Origin of the sequence: Psychrobacter sp. 219-2-C (assembly GCF_049560815.1) — a bacterium.
GTDB lineage: Bacteria > Pseudomonadota > Gammaproteobacteria > Pseudomonadales > Moraxellaceae > Psychrobacter > Psychrobacter faecalis.
In genome coordinates, this window is record NZ_CP186933.1 from 940,797 (window position 1) to 955,386 (window position 14,590).

Consider the following 14,590-nt stretch of genomic DNA (forward strand, 5'->3'; position numbering starts at 1 on the left):
CATACGAGATAATAAAAGTTTATGCCATTATAATAACAAAGTTTCTGTGCTAGAAATCAGCTTTATTTAGCTACTATTTATAAAATTTTAGTGAAATAGACCACTGTCTCACCTATAATTGGATTATTCCACTAGATAGGTGATATCCGATGTTAAATAATCATACGAACAATGTTTTACCTATAGATATTGATGCTACCGACAAACAGTTATTACGCTTACTACAAACCCAAGCACGTATGAGTATTACCGAGCTTGCCGAGCAGGTGAATTTATCGGCGACCCCTTGCGCGCGCCGTATCAAACGCTTGGAAGAAGCAGGTATTATCACCGGCTACCATACCCAGACCGATGCGCAAAAACTTGGCTATCCTTTAGCCGTTTTTATTGCGATTAGCATGGATCGCCATACTGCAGATCGCTTTGAGCATTTTGAAGAGAAAATTCAAAGTTTCGATGAAGTGGTGAGCTGTAGTATTGTCACCGGTCGCACCGAAGATTATCTAATCAAAGTACGGGTGCGTGATATGGCACATTATGAAGAATTTTTATTACATAGGCTCAATCGCATCGAAGGCGTCGCTCAAGTGCATACCAGTTTTGAGCTACGAGAAGTCTTTAGCCGTAGCGTGGTCTAGTTTGACTGCTTTTGAGCTTGACGCTGAAAAAAGAAGACTAAAACCAATCCCACTAATAAACCGCTCGCTGCGACCAATAAACCCGCGTTAAAATTATCCTGTTTCCCTGCCAGCGCTACCGTGACCAGCGGCCCTATGAACTGCCCTATGGCATAGGCCAAAGTTGCCAGTCCAATCAGCAAATTTGAGTAAGCGGGATTGATATTTTTAATTAAATTTAGCGTCATTGACACCATACCGACAAAGGTTAATCCTAAAATCACCGCATTACCGTACAAGCCAATAGCGCCATCAAACCATAGCGGTAAACACATGCCAAACGCTTGTAATAACGTCAACCCCATCAAGGTTCTGCTTTCGCCAATACGCTTGGCAAGCGCGCCCCAAATAGGGTTCGATAGCATGGCAAAGATACCAACCACTAACCAAATCAGTAGCCCTGCATAGCTTTGTGCTGTCAGGCGCTGCGTTGCCATGACTGGCAAAAAAGTCGCCGACGTAATATAACCAAACCCCGCCAGCACATAACTTGCCGACAGTAATGCAATCGCCTTGCTATGACCAGCGGCCGCTTCATATAACGAACGTTTAAAATTACGATAAGCTTGCGGTACAGATAGGTTTTGATTGTTATGGTTTAATTCGGCAGGCTTCGATTTGAGAGCCTTTTGCTGAAAGGATTGTAAATTAGAGGACGTGGATTGAGATGAGTGTGAAGCGGACGAAATCAAGCTTTGTGGTCTGATAGCATAAAGTAGCCATAATAACGGCAGACTGATAACTCCTGCTACCAGCCAAATAATATCAAAATGATAACCGAGCGTTAATAGCCACCATGTCAAGACGGCAGAGGCACTGATACCGACGCCAATCCCCGCATAGTGCAAAGCTGAGAGCACTGAGCGGCGCTCATTGCTAAAGTTTTGAATAACCAGCGATGAGCTTAAAATCATGGCCACACCGCTGGCGATACCCGATAGTAACCGAATAACATACCAGCTATTTAATGACAGATTTGGCACCACCAATAGCATGGTGGTCACGATGCTGACGGCTGTCCATGTTATGAGCATTTGCCATGTCAAACGCTGGGGCACAAACATCGCAATCAGCGCCCCAATAAAATAACCACTATAATTGACCGAAGCCAGCCAACCTGCAATGACCGTCGATAACGATAATTGCGTCATGATATCAGGTAAGGTGGCGGTAAATAAAAAGCGCCCAAACCCCATCACTACTGCCAGACAATACAACCCTATACAAGCAATCGCCGTTTGATGGGTAATAATAGTAGCAGCACGGCTTTTAAGAGCAGTCATCATGACAGAGCCATTTTGTGGCAAAACGCCCACAATCCTTTGTGTTAAAAAAAGCCATACCTAACCAATTAAAAATAGAAAAACGTCTCAATACAACACTTACTGCTATCACGTGCTTACTACTAAGAAATATTGCGAATTGGATTGCTTGCTTGTTCAGCTGCTTTTGTCTGCCCTAGCATTTGCACGCGCTGATCGCTAAACATATCCATGTCAGGGGCAAGCGTGCGCATAAAGCGATCAAAATAGAGCATTTGCTTGGTCAATAAGGCAAAGTCACGTGGGAAATGAATACCATGACGCTTGCCGACCTCAACAATCTCTAGCATCATTTTATTGAGCTCATCAGCTTGCTCTTTACTATTAAAAGGCACACCGCTGGTAAAGGCTTTGTCTTCTGCCATGATGGTTTTCATCATACGCTGCAAATCATTGCCCAATGCCGCGACGTCAACCTGATTGCCGCCATGAGTCATTTCCATATCAACCATATGGCGCGCCATTGCTTGATAATCACTGTCTTGCATTGCTTGCATCATACCCATACAGGCGCGCCAGCTTTCCGCTTTTAATTTACCAACGATACCGAAGTCTAAGAAACCAATACGCCCATCGGTTAATAGCATCAAGTTACCCGCGTGCAAATCTGCATGGAAACTATTACACAGCATCAAACTGGCAAACCAAGTATTAAGGGTATCTGCCATCACTTGCGCCGGATCATTACAATACTGACGCATGGCGGCTTCATCTACCATAGAAACGCCGTATAAGCGGCTCATAGTCAGCACGCGCTTGGTGGTCAGCTCCTCATAGACAGTTGGCGCAACGACGCGTGTATTTCCTGATATCGCTAAAAACTGCTGAAAATCACGGATATTTTGCGCCTCAGCAATAAAATCGGTTTCGGCAAGCATCCGCAGACGAATCTCATCGATGATTGGCGCAATACTGGCAAAGCGCATCGAAGGCATTAGTAGCTCAACCAACTTGGTCATAGCGTGCAAGACGCCCAAATCGGTTTGCATAATCGTTTCAACGCCTGGTTTTTGTACCTTTAGCACTACTTCATCGCCATTATGTAAACGCGCGGCATGCACTTGGGCAATAGACGCTGAAGCGAGTGGTTTTTCGTCAATATAAGCAAAAATCTCTTCAAGCGACAGGCCAGCGGCGGCCAGCTCTTCTTTTAATACCTGTTCAATATAGGCATAGGATAAGGGCGTCGTTTGATCTAAACAGCTTTGAAACGCCTCTACATATTCACGTGGAAATAATGACGGCGTACTGGCAATAAACTGCCCGATTTTTATATAAGTCGTGCCCAATTGCTCAAAGGTTTCTTTTAACAGCATCGCATCAGGTTTTTCACCCTTTGCAACTCTCAGTGCAGACAAACCAGCAACGCTTGCGGTTTGGCGCACACGATTAACGACATTAAAGGTATGCTTTAATAAATGCGGACGATGAATTTTCATAAAAAAAACAACTATGGTAATAAAAAGGAGGTTATGAGGATAGGAAGAGTTAAAAAGCTTGAGCAATTTGCTAATGTTTGGCACAAATCGGACAATGCACATCTTTGCGATAGCCCATCAGTCGTTGCTGCATCTGGCTACCATCCCATATTAACAGCTTATTTGTCAGTGGATTTTTGGTTAATCCTAGATATTGTAGCGCTGCATTGGCTTGCAAGTTACCCATAATAGCGGGCGTGGTGGCGAGTACCCCTGAATTGGCACAAGTACGTTCATCCGCCGCTGCATCGTCTGTTACCGAACCAAAGACGCAATGATAGCAGCCGGTATTTAAGTGCGGCTCATATAGTGCCAATTGTCCTTGCATGGCTATCGCTGAGGCGGATAATAACGGAATCTGGTAACGCACACTAATGCGGTTGATGATATCGCGAGTGGCAAAATTATCCGTGCAGTCTAAAAGTAAGTCAGGCTTACCAGATGCCATCTCAAGCAGCTCATAAGCATTGTCTTCACTCAATCTGGCCACTGTCCCACGCGCCCTAACCAAAGGGTTAATTTTGGTCAGCATATGAGCTGCCGTGAGCGCCTTAGGTTTGCCGATATCTTCAGGTAAAAATAGCGTTTGCCGTTGTAGATTACTGGCTTCAATCACATCATCATCAATCAGCTGCACTTGCCCAAGCCCTGCCCGCACTAACATCTCAGAAGCAGGACAACCGAGACCGCCCGCCCCAATCATCACGACTCGCGAGGCTTTCAAACGTAGCTGCGCATCGATATCCCAGCCATCAAGCAAAATCTGCCGCGCATAACGCAGCAGTTCTGCATCTGTTAGCTGTCCTGTTTCTTTGGAGTGCGTCATACTTTCTACCACTATTTTTTACCACAAGTTATAAGCAAAATATCTATTATTGAAAACCTATTCTTAAAGACTCACCTTTAAAAACTTACTCTTAAAAACCAATTATAACAGCTGACCTAAAGTCACCCTGTCATTACCGCCAAAGTCCTGCACAGTATGAACAGACTCAAAGCGATTGTCCAAAAATAGCTGACTAACTTTCGCACCTTGATCAAAACCATGCTCAATTGCTAAAAGCCCAGCTGCATTCAAATATTGCGGTGCCTGCTTAACAATAAGCGCTATATCGGCAAGTCCATGATTGGGGGCGCTTAAGGCGCTAATCGGCTCGGCGACCAGTCTTGCTAAATGCTCATCTTCTTCATCGATATACGGCGGGTTGGATACAATCACATCAAATAATGGCTCATCCTGAGCAGACAGCGCCTCATACCAACTGCTTTGGATAAACTTAATATCAGCAGCAACCTCATTTACCACTGCATTATGACTAGCCACTTTTAACGCCTCTAGCGATAAATCAACGGCAACCACTTGCCATCTCTCAGCCTTATTGTTTGGCTGACGCTTATTTAACTCATGCGCGAGGCTAATCGCTATACAGCCTGAGCCAGTGCCCAAATCTAAGAGGCGCTTTGGTTTATTATCGTCATCGTTGCGGTTTGGTTGAGAGTTTATCCAAGCTAAAACTTGTTCAATCAGTACCTCAGTATCGGGTCTCGGTATCAATGTATGCTCATTGACTGTAAAATTCAGCGACCAAAATTCTTGCTGTCCCGTTAAATACGCCAAGGGCGTGCCCTGCTGCATCTTAGTCACACCCGCATAAAATTGCGTAAGCTCGCTATCGGTCAGTTGATAGTTTTCATCCGTGATTAAAAAAGAGCTTGGCTGCTCAATGACAAACAACAGCCAATCCGTGAGCCAAAACGAGGGCAAATGACTATTTTCACTGTCGTTTAGCCACTGCTGAATTTTTTGTTTTATTTGCCCAATGGTAGCTGCTGTCATAGATAACTCGTAAAATTACTGTTTACTAAATAAGCCTATTGAACTGGCTATATGTCATGCATTAACTACTCTGAAGCGCGGGGCGGCTCTTTGGTATCCGTTAGGTTTGGATTGGCTTTGGTTAACTTATCGCCAATACCGCTGCCGCCTTCACCATCGCTATCGCCATAAATATCGTCGTTATCACCAATAACGATATATTTATCAACAAAGTAAATCAGCGCTAAAATTGGAATACCAATCGCAAAGGTAAAAATAAAGAAGAACGGATAGCCCATACTATCAACGATAGAGCCCGAATAGCCACCCATGACTTTAGGTATCAAAGTCATCAATGAAGAAAAAATAGCGTATTGTACCGCGGTAAAACGTATAGAGGTCAATGCCGATAAGAAAGCAATAAATACCGCGCTAGCAAGACCTGCGGCTAAATTATCAAAAATCACCGCCATATACATAATAGGCAAGCTGCCAGGATTGTAAGTCAGCACCACAAATAACAAATTGGTCGCACAAGCGAGAATAGCGCCAATCATCATCGCATGCATGATACGAAAACGCTGCGCCAACAGACCACCTAAAAAACCACCAGCAATGGCCATAATCACGCCAACCAGTTTTACCGCATTGGCAATATCGGTTTTACTAAAGCCCATGTCTTGATAAAAGACGTTTGATATTACCCCTGCCACGATGTCTGAGATGCGATATAAACCAATCAAGGCCAATAACAATAATGCCTTTTTACCATAGCGTCTAAAGAAATCTAAGATAGGCTCAATCCAGGTCGCCATCGCAATTTCTTTTTTCACTAAACCAACTTTAACCAAGGCATAACCCGCTGCCAGCGCTACGGCTAAGCTTGTTAGCAAATGCAGTGTCTCACTGATAAAGCTGACAAACACGCCTTCAAACTCTGGCAATCCTTGTCCTATCAAAACATAGGCGGCGATAAATGCGACGACGGCAAAGACAAACAATAAAACCAATCTGACATAGTCTTCGCGGGTTTCAGCCACTAATGGCGCTTTATTAATAATTTTAGGTTGATTAATCATAAAATAAAGCAGCAGCAATGGCGCACAAGCAACCAATGCTAAAAAGTAGAACTTAATGCTCGGCATGGCTATCAGCGGTATCAGCACAATGCTACTATCAAAAACTTTATTAATCAGAATATTGACAAGATATATGGCGCTAAACAACAACGCTGGTATTAATAGTAACGCTGAGTAAATCAAGAAAACTTTGAGGTTGTTTTTTTGTTTATTATTTTGCAGAATCTCGGCGGTTGGCTCATAACTGGCAAAGGTGGTCAATATGCCTAAAGTCATCACTCCGGCCATAATATAATAGGTATTACGCCACGCTTCATAACTATAAAAGCTTTCCGTCGAACCAAAATAATCTGCTAAATACAGCGCACCTGCCCCAGCGACAATCATACCAATGCGGTAACCTGACACATAAATAGAGGACAAAATAGACTGCATCGATGGCGGTGCCAGCTCAATGCGGTAAGCATCAATAACGATATCTTGGGTAGCAGAAGAAAAGCCCAGCAAAACCGCCGCACCCGCCATATAAACCAAAACGTCTTCACTAATAGGATTGACCGTCGCCATCAAAAAAATGGCCAATACAATCAGCAGCTGCGATACCACCATCCAGCTACGGCGGCGACCCAACCATTTGGTCAAAAAAGGCACTGGCAGCGCGTCGATTAATGGCGCCCAAATAAACTTAAATGAGTATCCCAATGCTGCCCAACTGAACATGGTGACGACACCGCGGTCAATGCCTGCTTCTCTTAACCATAACGACAGACTGGAAAAAATAAGCAAAATAGGAATACCGGCCGAAAACCCTAAAAACAGCATGATAATAACGCGCGAATCTAGATAAGCCTTGGCGGCTTCAGCCCATGATTTTTTGGCAATCGGTTGTTCAGGCGTTACAGGTTGGACAGCAGACATAATCACTCACCAAAAATTGAGATAAAAAACACAACTGCGCACAATTTTTATCAATCATTTCTCAGTAATACAGATAAAAAGGATCGATAAAAATTGCTCAGCGTTGTATAAAAACCATCGTTAGCACAAAATTGAATTATGGTACTTGAGAACGCTAACCTTGACTAGATGTTTTTGCATTAACTTAATAACCATAGCATTTGGCAATATATTTTATTTCTTTATGGTAACGTCGTGTATCAATAGCTCACCTAAATATTAAGACAGCTTTTCTTTCATCGTCTATTGCTCCAAGCACCTATTGTTAATTTAAGAAAAATAAATTACTATATATTCCAAATTAGTATAAATTCATAGCCATTTATTATATACGAGAATAATAACTTTGATTTACACTAGCGACTTATTGAATACTTGTAATTTTTTACTTTTATATACAGACGAGGTTTGTATATTTATACATAGGGTTAAATGATGGCAATCGACGTAGTGGTCAATCAGCGGCATCTACAAATCCAGCTCAAACAGTTGGAAACAGTGTGGCATACGGTAATCAATGGCTATAATTTAAGTCAAGCGGCCACCGTGCTGCATACCAGTCAATCGAGTCTATCAAAGCATATCGCGGCACTTGAGAACCAGCTCAAAACCGAAGTGTTCGTGCGCCAAGGCAAACGTCTAACAGGACTGACGACCATGGGTACAGCGCTGATGCCGCATATCGAATCTATCTTTGCTGAAATCCGGACCATTGAAAACCTCAGTTTGGATTTTAATAACCCCAATATTGGCACACTGACCATTGCGACCACCCATACGCAAGCGCGTTATGTATTGCCAAGAGTGGTCAAAGAATTTAAAGATCGTTTTCCCAAGGTCAATTTAATCCTGCAACAAGCAGATCCCGAAACCATCGCGCAGATGGTTATTCGTGGGCAGGCAGATATTGGCATTGCGACCGAATCCTTGTTGCACAATGATTATCTACGCTGCTACCGTTATTACGACTGGACGCATCGGGTTATTGTACCGAGCGACCATGAGCTGGCGGGTTTAGAATCGATTGATTTGCCAACCCTTGCCAGCTACCCGATTGTCACTTATCACGGCGGCTTTACGGGACGCGGCGCGATTGACAAAACCTTTAGCGACGCAGGACTTGAGCCTGATATTGTACTCGCAGCTCTTGATGCCGACGTGATTAGCACTTATGTTGGATTAGGATTGGGCATTGGTATTATCGCTGAAATGGCATTTGAGCCAAGCCATTATCATAATTTAACCGCCATTCCTGTCGATCATTTTGGACGTTTTACCAGTTGGATGGCGGTACGTGATGATGCAGAAATCCGTCAATACGGACGCGCCTTTATGGAACTATGCCAAAAGCAATTTGACAACTAAACAAAGCGGTTAAAGCGGCTGTCCTACCTTACGCCTCCTTTACCGAGCTTATGCATAAGTGATAAAATACAGTCTCAAACGTTATTTAACGTTTGATTTCTTTTTTATTTCTGCATGTATTGCTGGACGCCTAGACATTGATTTGTACTGGGTGTCGATCACTGCATGTCCATTTGCTTCTATGTAACAGGTGATACCGCTCATGGAAAAACTCGTAGCGATCATTATGGCAGTTTTTGCCGCCCCTTTGCTTATTGGCGGCGCTTATCTGCTCTCTTTAGGCGGTAGTCCTTACTATCTTTTTGCTGGCGTTATGATGTTAACGACAGCATTTTTATTGTTCAAAAAACATTGGAGCGCTTACGGGGTGTACGCGATATTTATCGTTGTGACACTAGTATGGTCGCTTTGGGAATCTGGATTTTATTGGTGGGCGCTGGCAACTCGCTTGGGTTTCCCACTAATATTTGGTTTATTAATGCTTTTACCGTGGGTCTCTAAGAAGATGCACGGGAAACACGCTCAAGTAACAACCACAAACAACACTAAGAAAAGTCCTCTTTATTATTGGGGACTAATGGCCAGTGTGGTTGTGGGCGCACTGCTCTCTTTTGGTAGTATGGCCAATAATGCCACCGACAAATTGGGCGAGCTCGATTTAACTGCCAAAGATGACGGCGGTCAAAATGCCACTTCTACCAACCTTGGCGACCCATTATCCACTGGTGAGCAAACACCAGATGGTGAGTGGAGCGCCTATGGCCGTACTAACTATGGCCAACGCTACTCTCCTTTGACTCAAATCAACACAGAGAATGTCAAAGATTTGGAGCTAGCGTGGCAAATCCAAACCGGTGATGTCAAAGGTCCTAATGATGTTGGCGAAACCACTTATCAAGCAACCCCACTAAAGATCGGCAACGCTCTTTATATGTGTACGCCGCATAACTGGGTGCTAGCATTAGATGCCGACTCTGGTGAGACTCTATGGAAGTTCGATCCTAAGGTTGGCGAAAACCTCCAACGTCAGCATCAAACTTGCCGCGGTGTCTCTTATTACGCTGGTCAAGCTGGTACAAAAAGCACTACGCCAGCAGCTAATGCTAGTACCGAGACAGCTAGCGATAGCGCCGTCAGTGACACCGCTGATAATAACGTAGTAGCGGCTAATAAACCGGCTGCGACTGGCGATACATTGGTGCAAAAAATTGCTGGAAATACCTTTGAAAATCCTTCCAAGCAATGCGATGCCAAGATCTTTATCCCAACCTCTGATGCCAAGCTATATGCCCTCGATCCAAAAACAGGACAACGCTGTCAAGACTTTGGTGAAGATGGCGCATTAGATTTGATGCACAACATGCCGTTCCAGCAAGCAGGCTACTACTACTCAACATCTGCCCCAGTGGTTGCAGGTGGCGTTATTATTGTCGCTGGTGCTGTTAACGACAACTACGATGTAAACTCACCCTCTGGTGTGATCCGTGCTTATGACGTGAATACTGGCGAGCTTATGTGGAACTGGGATTCAGGTGATCCTGACAACACAGCCCCTTTTGATGTCAATGATCCAACTCAAGTCTATCGCACCAGCTCGCCAAACTCATGGTCGACTGCCAGTGCTGATGAAGAGCTTGGTTTGGCCTACTTCCCAATGGGCAATCGCACGCCCGATCAGCTCGGTAGCTATCGTAATGCTGCTGAAGAAAAGTATGCAACCTCTGTGGTCGCACTAGATCTGAAAACTGGTGAAGCGCGCTGGGTACAGCAGTTTGTCCATCATGACCTTTGGGATATGGACACGCCTGCGCAGCCAACACTGCTTGACTTAGATACCGCTGATGGTGTCCAGCCTGCATTGGTGGTACCGACTAAACAAGGTGATGTTTATGTCTTGAACCGTGCAACAGGCGAGCCTATTGTACCTATCAAAGAGCGTGATGCACCGCAAGGCTACCTCATTGCTGGTGAACATGCTGCTCCGACGCAACCTTATTCTGGTTTGAGCTTTGAGCCGCCGATGTTGAAAGAAAAAGACATGTGGGGCGCAAGTCTCATCGATCAGATGATGTGCCGTATTGAGTTCAACAAACTCAACTACGACGGCCGCTATACGCCGCCATCAACCAACGGTACTTTAGTCTATCCTGGTAACTTTGGTACCTTTAACTGGGGCGGTCTCGCTGTCGATCCTGAAAATGGCGTGATGTTCGGCATGCCAACTTACCTTGCCTTTACCTCAAAACTCATCCCTAAAGACACACTTGGCGATGTTGAGACCAATAAAGGTGAACAAGGTGTGAATGCCAATGAAGGCGCAGACTATGCGGTAGAAATGGGACCATTCTTATCACCACTTGGTGTACCTTGTCAGCAGCCACCATGGGGTACGATCGCAGGTGCTGATCTGGCCACAGGTGAGATTGCTTATCAGCGCAAAAACGGTACTGTACAGGACTTATCTCCTATTCCAATCAAGTTTGAATTGGGGGTGCCTGGTATCGGCGGACCTATCATCACTAAAGGTGGCGTCGCATTCTTGTCAGCAGCAACCGAAAACAACTTCCGAGCTTATGATCTAAAGAATGGCGATGTCCTATGGAATGTACGTATTCCAGCAGGCGGACAAGCCACGCCTATGACTTATTTGAACTCTAAAGGTGAGCAAATGGTGGTATTGGTAGCTGGTGGACATGGTTCAGTAGGTACGAAGATTGGTGATTATGTGGTCGCTTATAAGCTTGGCGACCAAGCTAAATAATCGGTCTAAGTGATCGACTGCAATAACCACTCAGTTAAATAACGTCATTTTGAGAAAGCAGGTAACTTCGGTTACCTGCTTTTTTATGTGCTGACGCTTTTTATTATACGATTCTTTTTATGATGATAGACTTATTTATCAACGGATGCTGTTGCTCACCAAGTGCCTAAATCATCGATAATCTGTCTTTGTTATGATTTATTGCTACTCTGTAACACGGCTTGAAATCGGTAATGGTGACAAGCATATCAAGAGAAAATAATTAATCACTCTACTGGATAATTTATGAGTAACAAAATCCCTTTATCTTTTTTAGATCTCGCACCAGTACCTGAAGGCCATACCATCTCTGAAGGTATTGCTCAAACGGTACAAACCGCGCAGCAAGCAGAGAAGTCTGGCTTAAACCGTTACTGGATGGCAGAGCATCATAATATGCCAGGTATCGCTAGTGCGGCGACGTCGGTGCTGTTATCGCACATCGGTAGCCAAACCAAGCGCATACGCATCGGGGCTGGTGGCGTCATGCTGCCCAACCATGCACCGCTTATCATTGCTGAGCAGTTTGGTACCTTGCAGGCGTTATACGGTGACCGTATCGATTTAGGTTTAGGCCGCGCGCCAGGTACCGATGGTGCAACATTTCAGGCGCTGCGTCGTCAAATGCAAGATGCCGATCGTTTTCCGCAAGACGTCCAAGAGCTCATGTATTTCTTAGGTGATGGCACCGATGACAGTCCTGTGCAATCATTCCCAGGGGCGAAATCTAATATTCCTATTTGGATACTGGGCTCGTCTCTTTTTGGCGCCACTCTAGCAGCGCATTTAGGCCTACCCTATGTGTTTGCCTCGCATTTTGCGCCACAGATGATGACACAAGCAATTAATGCTTATCGCGAACAGTTTAAACCATCAGCGCATCTAGATAAGCCTTATGTAATGCTGGCGGCTAACCTGCTACTGGCTGACGACGACGCAACGGCGCGTTATCACTTTACCTCAGCGCAGCAAAGCTTTGTCCGCTTGCGCCGCGGTGAGCGTGGACAAATGCCAATGCCAACTCATGATATGGACAGCATCTGGAGCCCGGCGGAAAAAATGATGGTAGACAACGCTTTATCGGTGTCATTTGTTGGTTCTGTCGAAACGGTCAAACCAAAACTGGCAGAATTTATCGCAAAGTATCAACCAGATGAGCTAATTGTCACCGCCAATGTTTATGACCAGGCAGCACGTCTGCGTTCACTGGAACTTACATCTGAGTTAAACTTGTTTACTTTACAATAACCCGCGCCGCTTGCATAATTATTGATAAACCTTAAGGAGATTATGGTCATGGAACCTTCTGCCTTTATCGGCTCATCAATATTTTTATACATCGTCGCTTTTATTGTGGTCTTGATTATTGGCGGTTATTTGACGTATCGTGTTAGCCCTAAACGCAAACATCGCCGCGTGAATAATCATGATAAAGACAATGTGAGATAACGACAATAAATCTTAAAAGTCCCCTTTTCTAATTTAAAAAGGGGACTTTTTTATAACGACTGTTTTTATTTTTATTAAAAGCGAAAGCATTTCTCATATACCTAACATTATTATCGATGCTATATCCACCCTAATCCGCGTAATATCGCCGCACCAATCGCCATACCAAACATTGCCACCACGGTGGTAAATGCTAAAATATTGGCCGCCAATATATCATTACCGCCCATGGCTTTCGCCATCACATAACTGGCCGCCGCTGTCGGTGACGCCACCATCAAAAACAGCACGCCCATATGCACGCCTGATAAGCCAAAACCCAATCCGACTGCAATAGCGATTATAGGCGCAATCACAATACGTCCAATACTGGCTTGCATGGATAAACCTGACGGATGCAACATCGACTTTAAATCGATACTTGCACCCGCGCAAATCAGTGCCAACGGCAATGCCACCGCAGCTAGTAAATCGCCAGTGGTATGAATGACGCCGCTAATAGGCGGTAACGGCAGGGCTTTATAAGCAAAAGCTGCGACCAAGGCGATAATTAACGGATTGGTAAACAGTTTTTTGACAATCATTATGCTGCGACTGATCCACGTATCGTCCGCGCTTTTAGACACCCGGCTTAAGGTAATGACCGCTAAGATATTAAATAATATCGTCACCACCCCCATATAGACGGCACCAATACTTAAACCCTGCTCGCCGTAGGCATTAGCGACGGTTGCCAGACCGATAATCGCCATATTACTGCGAAAGATACCTTGTACAAACACCCCTTGGTCGGCAGGCTTATCGACAAAAGCCTTGGCATAAATTTCTGCGCCTATAAACAAAATAAAGGTCACGACAATACCAGCAATGATTAAAGTCATTTGTTTGGCATAATCGACCTCACTATCAACCACGCTAAAAAACAGTAAGCACGGCAAGCAGTAATTAAAGACAAAGCTGGATGCTTGATCGATAAAAGCTTGGCTTGCCTCGCCGCGCCTTTGCATAAAAAAACCCAACCCCATCAAAACAAGGTTGGGCAATACAATAGTGATAGCAAAAATAATAGCAGCGGTCATAAATAAGCTCAGGTTATGAATATATCCAAAGCTATATTGTTAAATAAACAGCAATGGTGAGTAGGTATTTTAAAATGGGTTAGCTTGGATAACGGAAAGCTATTTTATTATAGTGTATATAACGCCGCTATTGCTGATTTGAATACGAGGGCGTGTTCTCAATTCAATCAATATATATCTAAATGGGCTAAAAATGGTTAAAATTTTAAAATGAAAACACGCCCTAATCAGACTTTTTCACCCACTTGCCGTCCGAGTTTTTCTCATAACTGTTTTCGACAGCGGCCCATGCGGTAGCAAACCAGCGTGATTCATCGTCATATTGTTTACTGGCGCTATTGAATGCGGCCAAAAAGATTTCTTGCGCGTGCTTAGGCAGATTACCTTTTACCGAATCGGGCAGTTCAGATAATTTATCGTAAGGCATATCATTACTCCTTGCTAATTATTTTTCTTTTATCCTACTCTTAAACGAGCACGTCTTAAATTATCAAGTTTTAAATCAGGAAACTGTTTTGAAATTGTTAAGGTATTTGCCATAAAGAAGCCCGTAACGCTTTGTCATTAC

Annotated in this window: 12 protein-coding genes; 5 read left to right on the top strand and 7 right to left on the bottom strand. The window is 44.2% G+C overall.

Annotated elements, in window-relative coordinates; translation table 11 throughout:
* Positions 1-149: 149 nt before the first annotated feature.
* Positions 150-638 (top strand): Lrp/AsnC family transcriptional regulator, encoded by a 489-nt coding sequence (locus tag ACPEGP_RS03770; protein ID WP_068408697.1) that lies wholly within the window; start codon positions 150-152, stop codon positions 636-638.
* Here ACPEGP_RS03770 and ACPEGP_RS03775 read toward each other — a convergent pair.
* The 5 genes from ACPEGP_RS03775 to ACPEGP_RS03795 form a co-directional block, all read right to left on the bottom strand.
* Positions 635-1,963, bottom strand: a complete 1,329-nt coding sequence (locus ACPEGP_RS03775) for a YbfB/YjiJ family MFS transporter (protein ID WP_068408765.1) — start codon at positions 1,961-1,963, stop codon at positions 635-637. The genes ACPEGP_RS03770 and ACPEGP_RS03775 overlap by 4 nt on opposite strands.
* Positions 1,964-2,082: 119 nt before the next feature.
* Positions 2,083-3,438, bottom strand: a complete 1,356-nt coding sequence (locus ACPEGP_RS03780) for an ABC1 kinase family protein (RefSeq protein WP_068408695.1) — start codon at positions 3,436-3,438, stop codon at positions 2,083-2,085.
* A gap of 70 nt (positions 3,439-3,508) precedes the next feature.
* Positions 3,509-4,303, bottom strand: a complete 795-nt coding sequence (locus ACPEGP_RS03785) for a HesA/MoeB/ThiF family protein (RefSeq protein ID WP_144296910.1) — start codon at positions 4,301-4,303, stop codon at positions 3,509-3,511.
* A gap of 102 nt (positions 4,304-4,405) precedes the next feature.
* The gene (prmC, locus tag ACPEGP_RS03790) at positions 4,406-5,314 is read right to left on the bottom strand and encodes a peptide chain release factor N(5)-glutamine methyltransferase (RefSeq protein ID WP_423813988.1); all 909 of its coding nucleotides are present in this window, start codon (positions 5,312-5,314) and stop codon (positions 4,406-4,408) included.
* Positions 5,315-5,379: 65 nt separating this feature from the next.
* Positions 5,380-7,290: an AmpG family muropeptide MFS transporter gene (locus tag ACPEGP_RS03795; RefSeq protein WP_423813989.1), complete on the bottom strand. Its 1,911-nt coding sequence runs from the start codon at positions 7,288-7,290 to the stop codon at positions 5,380-5,382.
* A gap of 474 nt (positions 7,291-7,764) precedes the next feature.
* Here ACPEGP_RS03795 and ACPEGP_RS03800 point away from each other — a divergent pair, with 474 nt between their 5' ends.
* The 4 genes from ACPEGP_RS03800 (at position 7,765) to ACPEGP_RS03815 (ending at position 12,943) form a co-directional block, all read left to right on the top strand.
* Positions 7,765-8,694, top strand: coding sequence for a LysR substrate-binding domain-containing protein (locus ACPEGP_RS03800; protein WP_423813990.1), 930 nt, complete (start codon positions 7,765-7,767; stop codon positions 8,692-8,694).
* 202 nt (positions 8,695-8,896) lie between these two features.
* Complete coding sequence (locus ACPEGP_RS03805) at positions 8,897-11,455, top strand: membrane-bound PQQ-dependent dehydrogenase, glucose/quinate/shikimate family (protein WP_423813991.1); 2,559 nt, start codon at positions 8,897-8,899, stop codon at positions 11,453-11,455.
* A 285-nt stretch (positions 11,456-11,740) separates the two neighbouring features.
* Positions 11,741-12,742, top strand: a complete 1,002-nt coding sequence (locus ACPEGP_RS03810) for an LLM class flavin-dependent oxidoreductase (RefSeq protein WP_423813992.1) — start codon at positions 11,741-11,743, stop codon at positions 12,740-12,742.
* 48 nt (positions 12,743-12,790) lie between these two features.
* Positions 12,791-12,943 carry a hypothetical protein gene (locus ACPEGP_RS03815; protein ID WP_190295496.1) on the top strand — a complete coding sequence of 51 codons (153 nt, stop codon included), beginning with the start codon at positions 12,791-12,793 and terminating at the stop codon, positions 12,941-12,943.
* Between the two features lie 119 nt (positions 12,944-13,062).
* Here the strand turns inward: ACPEGP_RS03815 and ACPEGP_RS03820 are convergent, their stop codons facing one another.
* Both ACPEGP_RS03820 and ACPEGP_RS03825 read right to left on the bottom strand, forming a co-directional pair.
* Positions 13,063-14,022 (bottom strand): AEC family transporter, encoded by a 960-nt coding sequence (locus ACPEGP_RS03820; protein WP_068408685.1) that lies wholly within the window; start codon positions 14,020-14,022, stop codon positions 13,063-13,065.
* Positions 14,023-14,245: 223 nt separating this feature from the next.
* Positions 14,246-14,449: a ChaB family protein gene (locus ACPEGP_RS03825; protein WP_191690910.1), complete on the bottom strand. Its 204-nt coding sequence runs from the start codon at positions 14,447-14,449 to the stop codon at positions 14,246-14,248.
* Between the last annotated feature and the right edge of the window lie 141 nt (positions 14,450-14,590).

Excerpts from the sequence above, each read along its gene's own strand:
- ACPEGP_RS03770 (WP_068408697.1), top strand. The coding sequence starts at position 150 with ATGTTAAATAATCATACGAACAATGTTTTACCTATAGATATTGATGCT.
- ACPEGP_RS03775 (WP_068408765.1), bottom strand. The coding sequence starts at position 1,963 with ATGATGACTGCTCTTAAAAGCCGTGCTGCTACTATTATTACCCATCAA.
- ACPEGP_RS03780 (WP_068408695.1), bottom strand. The coding sequence starts at position 3,438 with ATGAAAATTCATCGTCCGCATTTATTAAAGCATACCTTTAATGTCGTT.
- ACPEGP_RS03785 (WP_144296910.1), bottom strand. The coding sequence starts at position 4,303 with ATGACGCACTCCAAAGAAACAGGACAGCTAACAGATGCAGAACTGCTG.
- prmC (WP_423813988.1), bottom strand. The coding sequence starts at position 5,314 with ATGACAGCAGCTACCATTGGGCAAATAAAACAAAAAATTCAGCAGTGG.
- ACPEGP_RS03795 (WP_423813989.1), bottom strand. The coding sequence starts at position 7,290 with ATGTCTGCTGTCCAACCTGTAACGCCTGAACAACCGATTGCCAAAAAA.
- ACPEGP_RS03800 (WP_423813990.1), top strand. The coding sequence starts at position 7,765 with ATGGCAATCGACGTAGTGGTCAATCAGCGGCATCTACAAATCCAGCTC.
- ACPEGP_RS03805 (WP_423813991.1), top strand. The coding sequence starts at position 8,897 with ATGGAAAAACTCGTAGCGATCATTATGGCAGTTTTTGCCGCCCCTTTG.
- ACPEGP_RS03810 (WP_423813992.1), top strand. The coding sequence starts at position 11,741 with ATGAGTAACAAAATCCCTTTATCTTTTTTAGATCTCGCACCAGTACCT.
- ACPEGP_RS03815 (WP_190295496.1), top strand. The coding sequence starts at position 12,791 with ATGGAACCTTCTGCCTTTATCGGCTCATCAATATTTTTATACATCGTC.
- ACPEGP_RS03820 (WP_068408685.1), bottom strand. The coding sequence starts at position 14,022 with ATGACCGCTGCTATTATTTTTGCTATCACTATTGTATTGCCCAACCTT.
- ACPEGP_RS03825 (WP_191690910.1), bottom strand. The coding sequence starts at position 14,449 with ATGCCTTACGATAAATTATCTGAACTGCCCGATTCGGTAAAAGGTAAT.